Origin of the sequence: Glycomyces artemisiae (assembly GCF_003002955.1) — a bacterium.
Classification (GTDB): Bacteria; Actinomycetota; Actinomycetes; order Mycobacteriales; family Micromonosporaceae; genus Glycomyces; species Glycomyces artemisiae.
The window spans coordinates 20,759-34,843 of record NZ_PVTJ01000013.1 but is presented as its reverse complement, the minus strand read 5'-3'; the positions used below and the strand labels follow the sequence as shown (position 1 = coordinate 34,843).

Sequence of the window (14,085 nt, the reverse complement as noted above, 5' to 3'; positions counted from 1 at the left end):
GTGCGCTGCTCCTTGTCCGCGTTGCGGTTCGGGTGCGGCCGGTCGCCGGTGGCGACCGGCCGCTGCGGTGTCAGGCCGCGCAGGTGATCGCCGCGTCGGCCCAGTCCGCGGCCAGGATGCGGAAGCCGCCTCCGCCGCCGACGGCCTCGGCGACCAGCTCGACAGTGCTCGCGCCGGCCAGGTCGGCCGTCAGCGCCTGGGCCGCATCGGCATTCGTGAGTTCACCGCTGGCGGCGGCCTCCTCGCCGTCCACGAGCACCGAGAAGACCACGGCGCCTTCGCCGCGGCTGGAGTCGTCGAAGCCGACGACTGCATTGAACGCGGTGCAGCGGCCGCCGAGGTAGACCTCGACCGAGCTGGGCGCCCCGGCGCCCAGGCCCTTGTCGTAGACGGTGCCGCGAATGGTGATCGGCCCGCCGTCGCCCTCGGCGGTGAAGCCCACGGCGGTGTCGCGTTCGACCGGGCCGATCTGGTTGACCGAGGAGAGCCATTCCAGGTCGCTCACATAGGAAGTACCCGCCGGCGGCGGTTCGGCGACGCGGGCGGTGAGCGTCAGCTCCCGTTCGACCGCCTTGCCGTTCGAGCGGTAGGCGACGGTCACGGCGAACTCGTACGTCCCCGGCTCGGCGCCGTCGGGGACGGTCGTCTCCCAAGCGGTCGTGAGGGTCTTGCCGCTGCGGAGGGTCCGGGCGCTCGTGCCGGTCGTCGCTTCGACGTCCCAGTCCTCGGGGCCGTCGACCTCGACGGAGACGTGCTGGACGGTGCCGGAGCCGAGGTTGGTCGCGGTCGCGTCGAGCACGGCGTCCTCACCGGCCTCGACGACGCCGAGGTCGGTGCCGCCGACCTCGACGGCCGCGGGCGCGGCCGGGGAGGGGCGGGTCGAGACGCGGTAGACGACGGTGCCGTGCGCGGGCACCGTGGCGGCGATCGTCCCGGTCGTCGTCGCCGTCTCGTGCTCCCACAGGTCGCGCAGCGCGTAGGAGCCGCGGTGAGGCAGCCCGACCTCGTCGGCCGACGTCGCGATCCGCTGGGCCGCACCGGTCTCGTTGAACAGGGCGACCGCATAGCTGCCGTCGGCGAGCTGCTTCTTCAGCACCCACCGGCCGTCCTCGGAGGACACGACCGCAGCCTGCTGCCCGAGGCGGTCCTGGTCGACGGCGATGACCTCGTCATTGCCGAGGATCTCGTACGTCGCGTCCGTGGCGTCGCGCAGGTCGGTGCCGATCAGCAGCGGCGCGGCCATCATGGCCCAGAGGCTGAAATGGCTGCGGTACTCGGTGTCGGTCATGCCGCCGTTGCCGATCTGGAGCATGTCCGGGTCGTTCCAGCCCCCGGGCCCGGCGTACTCGGCGAGCTCCACGTTCTCCTTGAAGATCGACAGCATGCTGGCGTAGGTGTCGCTGATGTCGAACGTGGTGCGCCACAGGTCGCCGCCGACCTCGGCGGCCCAGCCGGTCCACGGCTCGTTGTCGCCCCATTCGCAGATGCTGTAGACGATGTCGCGGCCGGTCGCCTCCAGCGCCTCGCCCATCGCGCCGTAGCGCTCCTCGGCCGGCACGCCCTGGTTGTTGCAGTTGTCGTACTTGAGGTAGTCCACGCCCCAGTCGGCGAACTGCTGCGCGTCGCCCGCCTCGTGGCCGAGCGACCCGGGCATCTCCCCCGAGCACGTGCGCGTCCCGGCACTGGTGTAGACGCCGAACTTCAGGCCCCTGTCGTGGATGTAGTCGGCCAGGGCCTCGAACCCGGAGGGGAAGCGCTCGGCGTCGACCACGAGCTTGCCGTCGGCGTCGCGGTCGTACTCGGCCCAGCAGTCGTCGAGGTTGATGTACTCGTAGCCGGCCTCTTTCAGTCCCTTCTCGACGAAGAGATCGGCCATGCCCATGATCATCTCCTCGTTGAAGTCCTCGCCGCAGCCGGTGGCGTTCCAGTTGTTGAACCCCATCGGCGGCGTGTCGGCGGCGGTCTCCTCCTGGCCGCCGCCACCGTGACCGGGCTTCGCGACCGCGGGCGCCGCGCCCAGCAGGACCACCGCTACCGCGACGGCGGCCAGCGCGGCGGTCCTGGCGCGGCGGGGTTCGAGGGGAAGGGGTAGGGGTCTCATCGCTGCCTCCTTGCAGACGTCGACCGCATGCCATCGACAGACATGCACATTTATCGACGTTAGAACACGGTGAGACGTGTTGGAAAGTGTGAAAGCGTTCGCTTGAGCCGACCCTGAGCAAACTCCGAGCAGACTCTGAGGTTCGCCGACCGCCGCCTGGATCAGCGACCGGGATCGGCGTTCCGGAACCAGTCGAGGGTCGCGGCGACACCGTCCTCATGGGAGGTGACCCGGACCGGGCCGAACGTGTCCCGGAACGCGGAGTCGTCCGCGACGAACGGGCGGTCGCGCTGGTACCAGGTCTCCCCCATCTCGCGGACGATCGGGCTGAACAGGCCGATGAGGCGCTGCATCCCGCGCCCGAGACCGGCTGACCTGCCCCCGGTTCCGGCCGTCTCCCTGACCAGGTCGAGGAATTCGCGGCCGGTGACCGGCATGGCGGCGGGCAGGTGCCAGGCGCGCCCGTCGGCCTCGTCGCGTTCGCCGAGGGTGACCAGGGCGGCGGCGACGTCGGGCAGGTAGGCGACGGTGTGCGGCTGGTCCAGGTCGCCGAGCCAGCGGGCGGTCCCGCCGCGCAGCGCGGCGGTGAAGACGGTCGGCCCGAAGACGGTGTTGAGACCGCCGGGTCCGTAGTAGTCGGAGGCGCGGCCGAAGGTCGCGCGGATCCGCCCGGCCTCGTGGGATTCGAGGATCATCCGGTCCACCGCGGCGCGGGCCCTGCCCTTGGGGAAGTCGGCGGCGTGCGGCATGTCCTCGGTCATGGGCCGGTCGACCGGTCCGTAGACGTAGAGGTTGTCGGCCATGACCAGCTTCGCTCCGGCGGCCTCGACACCGGCCAGGACGGTCTCGGTGAGGCCCGTGAACTCCGCGGCCCACCGGCCGTAGGGCGGTTGGGCGCACTGGTAGACGACGGAAGCCCCCTCGCAGGCGGCGACGGCCCCTTCGGCAGTGGTGATGTCGGCGCGGAGCTCTTCGGCCCCGCCGCCCCCGTTGCGGCTGACGGTGCGGACGCGATGCCCGCGGGCGGTCAGCTCGGCGGTCACGGCCCGGCCGACGCCTCCGGTCGCTCCGAGCACGACGTGCAGTTCTGACATGACGGACTCCTCAGTTTGATAACGCTGTTATGTAACAACGTTACGCTATGATGGTCCGCATGGCAAGACCCCGGAACCGCGACTACGACGAACTGCGCCGAGCACTGATCGACGCCGCAGGACGCGTCCTGAGCACTGAAGGCCCTGCGGCGCTGAGCACCAGGCGCGTCGCCCAGCTGGCCGGGGTCTCGACCACCGCGGTCTACAGCCTCTTCGGCGACAAGGGCGGACTGGTCCGCGAAATGTTCCTGGCCGGGTTCGCCCGCTTGGCGGACGCGTTCGCGAAGATCCCCGCCACGGAGGACCCGGTCGTCGACCTGCGCGCCCTGGGCCGCGCCTACCGCGAGAACGCGCTCACCAACCCCCACCTGTACGAGCTGATGTTCGGCAGGCCGGTCCCGGAGTTCCGACCCGACGAAGCGGCCTCGGCGGAGATCCGGCCGACCTTCGACGCACTGGTCGCGGCGGTGGACCGGTGCATCGACGAGGGCGCGTTCGCCCCGGCGGACCCGTACGAGGTCGCGGTGGGCCTCAACGGCCTCGTCCACGGCATGTGCAGCCTGGAACTGCGAGGCGCACTAGGCGACCGAACCGAGGCCGACCGCCTCTGGGACCGTGCCCTTGAGACGATGCTCAAGGGACTGTCAGCCTGATCCCCCAGGCGACGTTCCCCAGCCCAAGGAACCGCATGCGAACTGCGGTTTTGAGTCGGGACGACAGGATTTGAACCTGCGACCCCTCGCTCCCAAAGCGAGTGCGCTACCAAGCTGCGCCACGTCCCGGTTTGGCCGCTGCGCGGCCTTCGCAAGGGTACAGCACTTCGGCGCGGGAGCGCTGCTCGGTATTCGGGGTGGGGTGGTGGGGGTTGACCTGGGGCGGGAGGTCAGATGGTGGGGGCGGCGGGGCCGTTGAGGAGGCGTTTTGCCAGCTTGGCGACGATCATCCAGACGAGGAGGACGAGGGGGAGGCTGAGCAGGCCGAAGAGGACGACGAGGGGGATGAAGGCGCCCCAGTCGCCGGCGCCCGCGGCCCAGGCGCGGGGTTCGGAGTAGCCGGTGAAGAGCGTGGAGCGGCCGGGCATGAAGTGGGCTTCCACTTGCTGGCCCTCCTCGCAGCGGCCCTCGACTTCGATGCGGGCGTCGGTGGCGGGGCCGCCGTCGTCGGGGGTGAAGGTGCCCCGGCAGACCTGTTCGTCGCTCGTGTCGACGGCCGACTCCACGGTGGCGGTGCCGGGGGTTCCAGCGGTGCCGTGGGACGCCTTGTAGCCGTCGATCAAGGCCATGGTGTTGGCGTACAGCGCAAGGGGGAACATGGCGAGCATGAGGACGGACACCGCGAGGAGCAGCGCGACGAGTGCGGGGTGGGGACGCTTGGAGTCGTCGCCCATGGTCGGCTCCCGAAAGTAGGTCGGAACGGTCCGTCACAGGATGCACCGGCGGGGCAAGCACGTGGTCGGAGGGTCACGCGGATTTCGCCGGAATCGCGGCAACGCACGCGAGTCGGGCACGCGTAATTGGTGCGGCCGGGGCGAGGCGCCCCGGCATCCCCACGAAAGGACGACATCGTGCCGAACACGAACGAGCCGTTGGGAACCCGGATCCGCCGCGTGCTGGCGGCGGGCGGTGCGCTGACGGCTGCCGCCACAGCGGCCGCGGTCATGCCGGGGCAGGCGGCGGTCGCCGCGCCGGAGGAGGACGCGTGCGTGCTCCAGGAGCTCCCGATGCCGGAGGACAAGTACTTCAGCATCGTCACGGGCATGAGCGGCGACGGGTCCGTGGTCGCCTACCGGGCCTACCCGGCCGGGCTGGAGACCTACGAGCGCTACCCGTACCTGTACGAGGACGGCGAGGTCACCGAGGTCCCGATGCCCGGCGAGGACCAGTCGCTCAGCGGCGTGAACGAGGACGGGGTCGCGGTCGGCTCGGCCTGGGTCGACGGCGGCATCCGGCCCTACGTCTACGAGGACGGCGTGCTCTCCGAGCTGGCCGCGAACGACGGCGGCGCCGCCAACGACATCAACGACGACGGCGACATCGTCGGCATGAACGGCCAGGACGTGATCGTGCCGGTGGTCTGGCGCGAAGGCGAGGTCAAGCCCGAGGCGCTCCCGCTCCCGGAGGGCGCGAGCAGCGGCAGCGCCAACGCCATCGACGACGAGGGAAACATCGCCGGGGGCGTCAACTACGACGACGGGACGCACGCGCCGTACGTGTGGCACGCCGACGGGACCGGCGAGGAGCTGGCGCTGCCCGACTGGGTCGACCCCGCCGCGGTGATGGCCTTCTACACCAACGACATCGCGGGCGAATGGGCCGTCGGCTACCTGCTCACGACCGAGGAGGAGAACGCGGTCCGCTGGAACCTGGAGGACGGCACCGTCGAGGTGCTGAAGCTCAACTACGCCCCGGCGGTCAACGAGGACGGGCTCACGGGCGGCGCGAGAGACCCGGAGGCCGCGGTCGTGGACGCGGACAGCGACCTCACGTTCCTGCCGGGCCTGGTCGATCCGGCCCAGAACTGGTTCGGGGACATGGTCTCCGCGGTGAGCGAGGACGGGGACCGGCTGGCGGGCCAGGTGTTCGCCGGTGAGGACGAGGGCGGGAACCACATCCTGAAGGCCGTGCTCTGGGAGTGCGGTTAGTGATGAAAGGGGCCGGGCCCGCGGCGGGCCCGGCCCTCAGTCGTCCCCGTCGCCGCAGCGGCGGTGGGCGCACAGGATCGGGTGGAGCAGGTGGGCGAGGTCGTGCTGCCCCGCGACGGGGCGGGCGAACTCCAGGCGCATCCACCTGCGCCGCTCGGCGGAGTCGGGGCCCGGGTTGAGGTCGAGGACGATGCCGTAGCGGTCGAGGCGCATGGCCTGCGGCGAGCCGTGCGCGAAGGCCGCGGGGTCGTCGAGGAGGCGGCGCAGGTAGTCCTCCAGCTGGGGCAGGTGGTGGTCGGCGAGGTCGTGGAGGAGGTCCTGCTCGCATTCGTGGAGCGGGTCGGGCTCGGCGGCGGCGTACGCGGCGGGGTCGAGGATCTCGGTGGCGCCGCCGCGGTTGAGGGTGATGCGCGACGGTTCGAGGCGGTGGATCGCGACGCGGTCGCCGGTGTCGGAGCCGACGTCGAAGAGGTCGGCGTCGGCGCTCGACGCCGCGTATTCGAGGACGGCCGAACGGGTCTCGCGGGCGGGCACCTGGTGCAGGGTGCCGACGATGCGGACGCGGCCGAGGCTGGGGGCGCCGAGTCGGGGCGGCACGTCGTCGACGGTGAGCGACAGGCAGACCGGGCCGTCGGAGCGGGCGAGGCGGGCCGCGAGCTCCTCCCCCGCAGGGGCGAGGAGCAGCGGGCGCCCGAGGCGGTCGGCGGCGTGGCGGATGCCTGCGACGGGGAGGCCGCCGAGGTGGCCGTCATCGAAGCGCACGAGGCCGGGCAGCCGTCCGCGGGCCAGGGTGCGGGCCGTCTCCGCAGCCGATGGGCGCATGGCGCCTCCTTCCGTCGGGACCGTGAGGTCGAAGCCGTGAAGTTAGCTGAGCCTACATGAAGTTAGGCTCGCCTAACAAGCACCTCCGGGGAGAACCGGCCACATGGCTGAAGCGCCCGGACCGCGGCCGCGGCGAGGATTGCCGTATGGACACCACCCCACCCCTCCAAGCCCGCCACCGTCGCGAGTGGATGATCGCCGCCGGGCTCATCCTCCTCGCGCTCGTCCCCTCGATCGCCGGGGCGTTCCGCATCGGCGAGATCGCCTCGGGCGCACCGGAGACCGACGCGAACGCCCGGTTCATGCAGATGCCGCTGCCGGTCGTCATGCACATCCTCGGCGCGCTCGTGTACGCGATCGTCGGCGCGTTCCAGTTCCTGCCGAGCCTGCGCCGCAGGCGCAACGGCTGGCACCGCTTCGCCGGGCGGTACCTCCTCGTGCCGGCCGGAATCGTCGTCGCGTCCACAGGGCTGTGGATGACCGCCTTCTACGACGTGCCGCCCACCGACAGCGGCCCGGTCGCCTTCTCGCGGTATGTGGTCGGCACTCTCATGCTCGCCTTCATCGGCCTGGGGATCGCCGCCATCGCACGCCGCGACTACGTCGCGCACGGCTCGTGGATGATCCGCGCGTACGCGCTCGGCATGGGCGCGGGCACGCAGGTCCTCACCTCGGGCCCGGCGCTCATCGTCTTCGGCGAGCCGGACGCGCTCATGCGGCTCGTGCAGATGGACGCCGGGTGGATCATCAACGCGCTCGTCGCGGAATGGGTCGTCGCCCGCCGCCGCCGGGCGCTGCGGCTCGAAGCGGTCCCGGCGTGAACCGTCTGCGGCGCATCGCGATCGGCGCGTGGGCGCGGCCCCGCGCCGCCGGAGGCGAGGGCCCCAGGGCCCGGGACGCGATCCTGATCGCGGGCGTGGCCCTCGTGTCCGTGTTCGAGGGCGCGGTGCGGCCCGACCTCGAATGGCCGCTCGCAACCGTGCTGGTGACGATCGCGATCCTCCCGGTGCTGCTGTGGCGCCGGTCCGCGCCGCTGGCGAGCGTCGCGGTCATGACGGCGTCCACGTCGGCCTTCGCGCTCGCGCACCGCATCGCGGGGATCGAGCCGAACGCGCTGGTGGCGACGTTCGCGTTCCTCACGGTCCCGTACGCCGTGTTCCGCTGGGGCGCAGGACGGGACCGGGTCGTCGGCGCCGTAGTCGTGACGGCCGGGTTCGTGTTCACGAGCCTCCTCGGGAGCGACCCGGTGGCCGACCTCATCGCCGCGGTGGCGTTCATGGGCGGCGCCTGCCTCATCGGGGCGCTACGGCGCGAGCGCGTCGAATCCCGCGCCCGACAGGCGGACTCGGTGCGCTCGCGGGAGCGGGAGGCGCTCGCGCGGGACCTGCACGACACGGTCGCGCACCACGTCTCGGCGATCGTCATCCGCGCGCAGGTCGCGTCCGCGGACCCGGCGCAGGTCGCGGAGTCGCTGCGGGTCATCGAATCCGAGGCGCAGGCGGTGCTCGCGGACATGCGCTCGCTCGTGCGCACGCTCCGCGCCCCGGCGGGCCTCGCGCCGACGCCGGGCCTGGAGGAGCTGGCGCGCCTCGCCGACCCGGGGCCGCCGCCGGTGGACGTGCGGATCGACGCGCCCGTGGCGATCCCGAGCATCGTCGCCTCGACGCTGTTCCGGATCGCGCAGGAGGGCGTCACCAACGCGCGCAGGCACTCCCGGGGAGCGAAGGGGATCGAGGTAGTGGTCGAAGTGGACGATGCGGCGGCGCTGGTCACCGTCGCCGACGACGGCGCGCCGCCGCGCCCGGCCTCGGGCGACGGCCACGGGCTGCAAGGGATGGCGGAGCGCGCGGCGCTCCTCGGCGGCGAGACGAGCGCCGGGCCGGGACCCGACGGCGGCTGGACGCTGCGCGCGTCGGTCCCGCTGCGGGGTGCGGCATGATCCGGGTGCTCGTCGCCGACGACCAGGAGCCCGTGCGCACCGGCCTGCGGCTCCTGCTCCAGTCGCTGCCCGATGTGGACGTGGTCGGCGAGGCCGCCGACGGCGTCGAGGCGGTGCGGCTCGCGCAGGCGCTGCGCCCCGACGTGGCGCTCCTCGACATCAGGATGCCGGGGCTCAACGGGATCGAGGCGACCTCGCTGCTCGCCGGGGAGCGGATCGCCGAGCCGATCGCGGTCGTCGTCATCACCACGTTCGACCTCGACGAGTACGTGCACGGCGCGCTCCGCGCGGGCGCCAAGGGATTCCTGCTCAAGGAGTCGGGCCCGCAGCTCATCGGCGAGGCCGTGCGCGCCGCCGCGAACGGCGACGCGCTCATCTCCCCGCAGGTCACCGCCCGGCTCCTCGGCGAGTTCTCGCGCCCCGCGAAGCAGGTGCGGCAGCCGAGCCCGCCGCTCACGGCGCGGGAGGAGGAGGTCCTCGCGCTGCTCGCGACGGGCCTGACGAACACCGAGATCGGCGAGCGGCTCTACCTCTCGCTCGGGACGGTGAAGACCCACATCGCAGGCGTCCTCGCGAAGCTCGGCGTGCGCAACCGGGTCGAGGCGGCGATGTGGGCCTACGAGACGGGCCGCGTCCCCTAAGACAGCGGCTCGCCGGTCTCCAGGAGCGACTTCAGGCTCGACAGGAGCGCGGGCCAGCCCTCGGAGACCATCTCGCGGGCGGTGCTCCCGTCGGGGAAGCCGTCGTGGACGACCGTGAGCTTGACGGCGTCACCGGCGGGTTCGAGCTCGAAGCGGACCTTCGAGCGCGGCTCGGCGGCGAGCTTCGCGAGCACGTCCTCGGCGACGCCGGCGCGCGCGGCCCATTCGGGCGTGAACGTGTGCCACGTGTACGACAGGCGCCGCGGCGGGTCGTATTCGAGGACCTCCTGGCCCGGCGCCGCGGTGGTCGCGCCGCCCTCGGCCCACGCCATCGGCGAGCCGGGCGTCCAGTCGGTGTCGAACGCGACTCCCCAGTACCGGGTCGTGAACTCGGGTTCGGTCAGCGCTTGCCACAGCCGTTCCGGCGTGGTCCTGACGTGCGTGACGTAGACGAAGTCGTTGCTGCTCATTGCCCCTCCAGCGCGGTCGACCGCAGCAGCGTACCGGCGGCGCTCGGCCCGCTGGCCCGTTCCGCTGAATCGAGCTACCCTGGAGGCGGACGCGGCCCCTGGTCGACGCCCCGGACGAGTTCGCCGTACCCGGTCACGACAAGACGGCGGAGCAGATATCAGCGCTCGTCTTGGAGGTGCCGCCATGGCATGGGTCGTCCTCATTCTCTCCGGAATCCTCGAAACCGTCTGGGCCGCCGCGCTCGGGGCCTCGTCGGGCCTCTCGAAGCTGCGGCCGAGCCTGCTGTTCTTCGTCGCGCTCGCCGGGTCGATGGCCGGGCTGGCCTACGCCATGCGCAGCATCCCGATCGGCACCGGCTACGCGGTGTGGGTCGGCATCGGGGCGGTCGGGACCGCCGTGTACGGCATGGCCGTCCTCGGCGAACCCGCGACCGTCCCGCGGATGCTGTGCCTGCTCCTCATCGTCGCGGGCGTGATGGGACTGAAGTTCCTGCACTAGGGCGGCGTCAGAACGCGGCGTCGATCGTCGGGGCCGCGAACGCGGTCAGGGCGAAGGCCGCGGCGAGCAGGCCGAGGCCGATGCCGCGGGTGCGGCGCGGGCCGAGCGGCAGGGCGGCGATCACCAGCAGGACGATGGCGATCAGGTAGAACAGGGCTTGGAACGCGGCCATGGAGGGCTCCTCACGTCAGGGCCGACCGGGGTGTCGGCCTGCGACGGAGGTACCCGAAATGGATCGATGAACACCGATTCCCGACCGTGCTTTTCGGAGTGTGGGGGCGGACCGCCCGGAGCGCCGTTCCGGGCCCGGGAACGGCGAAGGGAGGGGGCCCATCGCTCCTTCCCACTTCAGTTTATACAACGACTCCCGCGCCGCCGGGTGCATCGGGGTGCGCAAATGCCCTCTGACCTGCTGCACAATATGCATCCTGACCACGAGACGGGAGCCGGGAATGCGATTTCTGATGACGACCTTCGGGTCGCGCGGGGACGTCGAGCCGATCGCGGGGCTGGCCGCGGCGCTGCGCGCGCAGGGCGCCGAGGCGGTGGTGTGCGCGCCGCCGGACGAGGAGTTCGCGCAGCTCCTCGGCGGGCTCGGCGTCGAGCTGGTGCCGATGGGGGCGCCGGTGCGCCCGCAGATCAGCGGGCCGAAACCGCCGTCGACGGCCGACGCGCCCCGGCGCGCATACGGGCTCGTCGAGGCCCAGTACACCGCGGTCGCGGCCGCGGGCGAGGGCTGCGACGCCGTCCTCGGGACCGGCCTGCCGCCGGTCGGGGCGAGGCTCGCGGCGGAGCGGCTCGGGACGCGGTTCGTGTACGCGGGCTTCGTCCCCGGCGTGCTGCCGTCGCCCCACGTGCGCCCGCACGGCCGACCCGGGAAGCCGTTCCCCGAGGGCGAGACCGACAACCTCAAGCTGTGGGAGGTCGACCGCGAGAACCTCCACGCCCTGTACGGGCCGCCGCTGAACGAGCGCCGTGCCGAACTCGGCATGAAACCCGTCGCCGACGTGCGCACCTACCTGCTCGACCACCGCCCCTGGCTCGCCACCGACCCGGAGCTGGGCCCGTGGACGCCCGCGCCGGGCTACGAGGTCGAACACACCGGCGCGTGGTTCGCGCCCGACGACCGGCCGCTCCCCGCGGACCTGGAGGCGTTCCTCGACGCGGGCGAAGCCCCCGTGTACGTGGGCTTCGGGTCGATGCCGTTCCAGTCGGGCCGGGACGCGGCCGAAGCGGCCGTCGCGGCGATCCGCGACCAGGGCCGCCGGGTGATCGTCTCGCGCGGCTGGGCCGACCTGGCGCCCGACGGCGGGGACGACGCCTTCGCCGTGGGCGAGGCCAACCACCGCAGGCTCTTCGCGCGCGTCGCCGCCGTGGTCCACCACGGCGGGGCCGGGACCACCCACAAGGCCGCGCTCGCGGGCGCGCCGCAGGTCGTGGTGCCGCAGATCGCCGACCAGCCGTACTGGGCCGGGCGCGTCGCCGCGCTCGGCGTCGGTGCGGCCCATGACGGTCCGAACCCGACGTACGAATCGATGACCGCGGCGCTCCGCATCGCCCTGGCGCCCGAGACGAAAGAGCGTGCCGCTGCACTCGCCGGACGCATCCGCACCGACGGCGCCGAGCGCGCCGCGCGCCTCCTCATCGAAGGGAACTGAATTGACGAGTCCGTTCGCGCTCCCCGACCGCCTTGCGGCCAAAGCCGATCCGGCGCTCATCGCCGACGACGAGCGGCACTTCGCCGCCATCGCGGCGAGCCTGGAGGCGTCCATCGCGGACCTGTCCGCGCGCCTGGAGGAGACGCTCAAGGCCGAGGGCGGGTCGGGCCAGTACGACGGCCAGCACGCCGCCGACCGCGACCGCGACATCCACCGGCTGACGAACCGGCTCCAGACCTTGCGCCGGTACGGCCTGGATCTGTGCCTCGGCAAGGCCGTCGACAACGCGGGCGACACCGTCTACATCGGGCGGATCGGCCTCACCGACGGGCAGGGCCGGCGCCTCCTCGTGGACTGGCGCTCCCCCGCGGCCGAGCCGTTCTTCGGTGCGACGCACGGCGATCCGATGGGCCTGGAGAGCCGCCGCCGCTACCGCTGGACCGGCGACCGGATCACCGACTACTGGGACGAGGTCTTCACCGCCGACGGGTTCACCGGCCACGCCGCCGCGCTCGACGACCAGTCCGCGTTCATCGCCAGCCTCGGCACCGAGCGCTCCGACCGAATGCGCGACGTCCTGGGCACCATCCAGGCCGACCAGGACGCGATCATCCGCGCCGGGTCGGGCGGCGCGCTCGTCGTAGACGGCGGCCCCGGCACCGGCAAGACCGTCGTCGCGCTCCACCGCGCCGCCTACCTGCTGTACTCCGATCCGCGCCTGGGCCACCACCGCGGCGACGTGCTCGTGGTCGGCCCCTCGGAGCCGTACCTCGCGTACGTCTCCGACGTGCTCCCCAGCCTCGGCGAGGAGGGCGTCCAGACCTGCACGCTGCGCGACCTCGTGCCCGGCGGCGCCGACGCCGCGGCCGAGACCGACCCGGAGGTCGCACGGCTCAAGGCGAGCGCGGACCTCGTGCGCGCCATCGAGCCCGCCGCCCGCCGGTACGAGCAGCCGCCGAAGCGCGGCCTGCGCGTCGAGACCAACTGGGGCGACGTGTACCTCAGCGCCGCCGACTGGGCCGACGCGTTCGCCGCGGCCGAGTCGGGGATCGCGCACAACGAAGCGCGCGACCAGGTCTGGCAGGAGCTCGCCGAGATCGTGCTGGCGAAGCTCCCCGACGACGCCGACGTCTCCGAGGACCTGCTGCGCCGGTCCCTCGCCCGCAACCGCGAGCTCCTGGCCGCGTTCGACAAGGCCTGGCCGGTCATCGAGCCCGCCGACCTCGTCGCCGCGTTCTGGGCCTCCCCGGAATTCCTCGCCTGGTGCGCCCCGCACCTCAGCGACGACGAAGTGCAACGGCTGCAACGCAAGGACCCGTTCGCGTGGACCGCGTCCGACCTGCCGCTGCTCGACGCCGCCCGCCGCCGCCTCGGCGACCCCGAGGCCTCCCGCAACGCCCGCCGCCGCGAGGCCGAGATCGCCTCCGAGCGCGAGGTCATCGACAAGGTCGTGGAGGACCTCCTCGAAGCGGGCGACGGGAACGTCGAGGAGATGATCCTCCTCAAGGGACTCGACCTCCAGGACGCCCTGGTCCACTACGAGGACCTGGAGACCGCCGCCCCCGACCTGCTCGCGGGCCCGTTCGCGCACGTCGTGGTGGACGAGGCGCAGGAGCTGACCGACGCCGAGTGGCAGATGCTGCTCCAGCGCTGCCCGTCGCGGTCGTTCACGATCGTCGGCGACCGCGCCCAGGCCCGCCACGGGTTCACCGAGTCGTGGACCGAGCGCTTGGAACGGGTCGGCATGGGCCGCATCGATATCAGCTCGCTGAGCATCAACTACCGCACGCCCGAGGAGGTCATGGCCGAGGCAGAACGCGTCATCCGGGAGGCGCTCCCCGACGCGAACGTGCCGACCTCGGTGCGCCGCAGCGGCATTCCCGTGACGCACGGCCCGCTCGCGGACCTCGACGCGATCCTGGAGGAGTGGCTCGCGGCGCACGCCGACGGCACCGCGTGCGTCATCGGCGCTGCGGACTTCACGCCGCCGCCGCGCGTCCGCTCGCTCACGCCCGAGCTGTCGAAGGGCCTCGAATTCGACCTCGTGGTCCTCGTGAACCCGGACGGGTTCGGCACCGGCATCGAAGGGGCCGTGGACCGGTACGTGGGGATGACCCGCGCGACAGGGAGGCTCGCGGTCCTCACCAGCTGACCGGTTCGGCGATTCGCGTGCGGCGATGAATCCGGTGATCCAGTCTCGTCCTATCCCCAGGAACCCTG

Annotated in this window: 13 protein-coding genes, 1 tRNA gene, 1 pseudogene and 1 riboswitch; of the genes and pseudogenes, 8 read left to right on the top strand and 7 right to left on the bottom strand. The window is 72.5% G+C overall.

Going from position 1 to position 14,085, the window contains the following annotated elements; all coding sequences use genetic code 11:
* Window positions 1-70 precede the first annotated feature (70 nt).
* Window positions 71-2,101 (bottom strand): NPCBM/NEW2 domain-containing protein, encoded by a 2,031-nt coding sequence (locus B0I28_RS24550; RefSeq protein ID WP_106366501.1) that lies wholly within the window; start codon window positions 2,099-2,101, stop codon window positions 71-73.
* 161 nt (window positions 2,102-2,262) lie between these two features.
* Window positions 2,263-3,195: an NAD-dependent epimerase/dehydratase family protein gene (locus B0I28_RS24545; protein WP_106366500.1), complete on the bottom strand. Its 933-nt coding sequence runs from the start codon at window positions 3,193-3,195 to the stop codon at window positions 2,263-2,265.
* 59 nt (window positions 3,196-3,254) lie between these two features.
* Between B0I28_RS24545 and B0I28_RS24540 the strand changes: the two genes are divergently transcribed.
* Entirely contained in the window at window positions 3,255-3,848 is a 594-nt protein-coding gene (locus B0I28_RS24540; RefSeq protein ID WP_181245949.1) for a TetR/AcrR family transcriptional regulator, read from the top strand.
* 55 nt (window positions 3,849-3,903) lie between these two features.
* Here the strand turns inward: B0I28_RS24540 and B0I28_RS24535 are convergent.
* Window positions 3,904-3,977, bottom strand: a tRNA-Pro gene (locus B0I28_RS24535).
* A gap of 101 nt (window positions 3,978-4,078) precedes the next feature.
* On the bottom strand, window positions 4,079-4,582 hold the full coding sequence (locus B0I28_RS24530; protein ID WP_106366498.1) for a hypothetical protein: 504 nt from the start codon (window positions 4,580-4,582) through the stop codon (window positions 4,079-4,081).
* Window positions 4,583-4,759: 177 nt separating this feature from the next.
* Between B0I28_RS24530 and B0I28_RS27510 the strand changes: the two genes are divergently transcribed.
* Window positions 4,760-5,836 carry a hypothetical protein gene (locus tag B0I28_RS27510; protein WP_181245948.1) on the top strand — a complete coding sequence of 359 codons (1,077 nt, stop codon included), beginning with the start codon at window positions 4,760-4,762 and terminating at the stop codon, window positions 5,834-5,836.
* Window positions 5,837-5,872: 36 nt separating this feature from the next.
* Here B0I28_RS27510 and B0I28_RS24520 read toward each other — a convergent pair whose 3' ends face one another.
* Complete coding sequence (locus tag B0I28_RS24520; RefSeq protein ID WP_106366497.1) at window positions 5,873-6,658, bottom strand: DUF2470 domain-containing protein; 786 nt, start codon at window positions 6,656-6,658, stop codon at window positions 5,873-5,875.
* A 146-nt stretch (window positions 6,659-6,804) separates the two neighbouring features.
* Between B0I28_RS24520 and B0I28_RS24515 the strand changes: the two genes are divergently transcribed.
* From B0I28_RS24515 to B0I28_RS24505, 3 genes are read left to right on the top strand one after another with little or no spacing between them, the layout of a single operon-like run.
* The gene (locus B0I28_RS24515; RefSeq protein ID WP_106366496.1) at window positions 6,805-7,479 is read left to right on the top strand and encodes a DUF2306 domain-containing protein; all 675 of its coding nucleotides are present in this window, start codon (window positions 6,805-6,807) and stop codon (window positions 7,477-7,479) included.
* Window positions 7,476-8,597, top strand: a complete 1,122-nt coding sequence (locus B0I28_RS24510) for a sensor histidine kinase (protein WP_181245947.1) — start codon at window positions 7,476-7,478, stop codon at window positions 8,595-8,597. The genes B0I28_RS24515 and B0I28_RS24510 overlap by 4 nt, the downstream gene beginning before the upstream one ends.
* Window positions 8,594-9,238, top strand: coding sequence for a response regulator (locus tag B0I28_RS24505; protein ID WP_106366494.1), 645 nt, complete (start codon window positions 8,594-8,596; stop codon window positions 9,236-9,238). The genes B0I28_RS24510 and B0I28_RS24505 overlap by 4 nt, the downstream gene beginning before the upstream one ends.
* Here B0I28_RS24505 and B0I28_RS24500 read toward each other — a convergent pair.
* Window positions 9,235-9,750: pseudogene (locus B0I28_RS24500) on the bottom strand (SRPBCC family protein); the annotation flags it as partial. The gene B0I28_RS24505 and the pseudogene B0I28_RS24500 overlap by 4 nt on opposite strands.
* Window positions 9,751-9,795: 45 nt before the next feature.
* Window positions 9,796-9,861, top strand: a riboswitch (guanidine-III (ykkC-III) riboswitch).
* Window positions 9,862-9,892: 31 nt separating this feature from the next.
* Here B0I28_RS24500 and B0I28_RS24495 point away from each other — a divergent pair.
* Entirely contained in the window at window positions 9,893-10,207 is a 315-nt protein-coding gene (locus tag B0I28_RS24495; protein ID WP_106366492.1) for a DMT family transporter, read from the top strand.
* 7 nt (window positions 10,208-10,214) lie between these two features.
* Here the strand turns inward: B0I28_RS24495 and B0I28_RS27505 are convergent, their stop codons facing one another.
* Window positions 10,215-10,379: a hypothetical protein gene (locus B0I28_RS27505; RefSeq protein ID WP_181245946.1), complete on the bottom strand. Its 165-nt coding sequence runs from the start codon at window positions 10,377-10,379 to the stop codon at window positions 10,215-10,217.
* 280 nt (window positions 10,380-10,659) lie between these two features.
* Between B0I28_RS27505 and B0I28_RS24490 the strand changes: the two genes are divergently transcribed.
* On the top strand, window positions 10,660-11,865 hold the full coding sequence (locus B0I28_RS24490; protein ID WP_106366491.1) for a glycosyltransferase: 1,206 nt from the start codon (window positions 10,660-10,662) through the stop codon (window positions 11,863-11,865).
* Window position 11,866: 1 nt separating this feature from the next.
* Window positions 11,867-14,017, top strand: coding sequence for an RNA polymerase recycling motor ATPase HelR (helR, locus tag B0I28_RS24485; RefSeq protein ID WP_106366490.1), 2,151 nt, complete (start codon window positions 11,867-11,869; stop codon window positions 14,015-14,017).
* Window positions 14,018-14,085: the final 68 nt, after the last annotated feature.

What these genes read in the sequence shown, in the direction of transcription:
- B0I28_RS24550 (WP_106366501.1), bottom strand. Translation starts at nt 2,101, where the DNA reads ATGAGACCCCTACCCCTTCCCCTCGAACCCCGCCGCGCCAGGACCGCC.
- B0I28_RS24545 (WP_106366500.1), bottom strand. Translation starts at nt 3,195, where the DNA reads ATGTCAGAACTGCACGTCGTGCTCGGAGCGACCGGAGGCGTCGGCCGG.
- B0I28_RS24540 (WP_181245949.1), top strand. Translation starts at nt 3,255, where the DNA reads ATGGCAAGACCCCGGAACCGCGACTACGACGAACTGCGCCGAGCACTG.
- B0I28_RS24530 (WP_106366498.1), bottom strand. Translation starts at nt 4,582, where the DNA reads ATGGGCGACGACTCCAAGCGTCCCCACCCCGCACTCGTCGCGCTGCTC.
- B0I28_RS24520 (WP_106366497.1), bottom strand. Translation starts at nt 6,658, where the DNA reads ATGCGCCCATCGGCTGCGGAGACGGCCCGCACCCTGGCCCGCGGACGG.
- B0I28_RS24515 (WP_106366496.1), top strand. Translation starts at nt 6,805, where the DNA reads ATGGACACCACCCCACCCCTCCAAGCCCGCCACCGTCGCGAGTGGATG.
- B0I28_RS24505 (WP_106366494.1), top strand. Translation starts at nt 8,594, where the DNA reads ATGATCCGGGTGCTCGTCGCCGACGACCAGGAGCCCGTGCGCACCGGC.
- B0I28_RS24495 (WP_106366492.1), top strand. Translation starts at nt 9,893, where the DNA reads ATGGCATGGGTCGTCCTCATTCTCTCCGGAATCCTCGAAACCGTCTGG.
- B0I28_RS27505 (WP_181245946.1), bottom strand. Translation starts at nt 10,379, where the DNA reads ATGGCCGCGTTCCAAGCCCTGTTCTACCTGATCGCCATCGTCCTGCTG.
- B0I28_RS24490 (WP_106366491.1), top strand. Translation starts at nt 10,660, where the DNA reads ATGCGATTTCTGATGACGACCTTCGGGTCGCGCGGGGACGTCGAGCCG.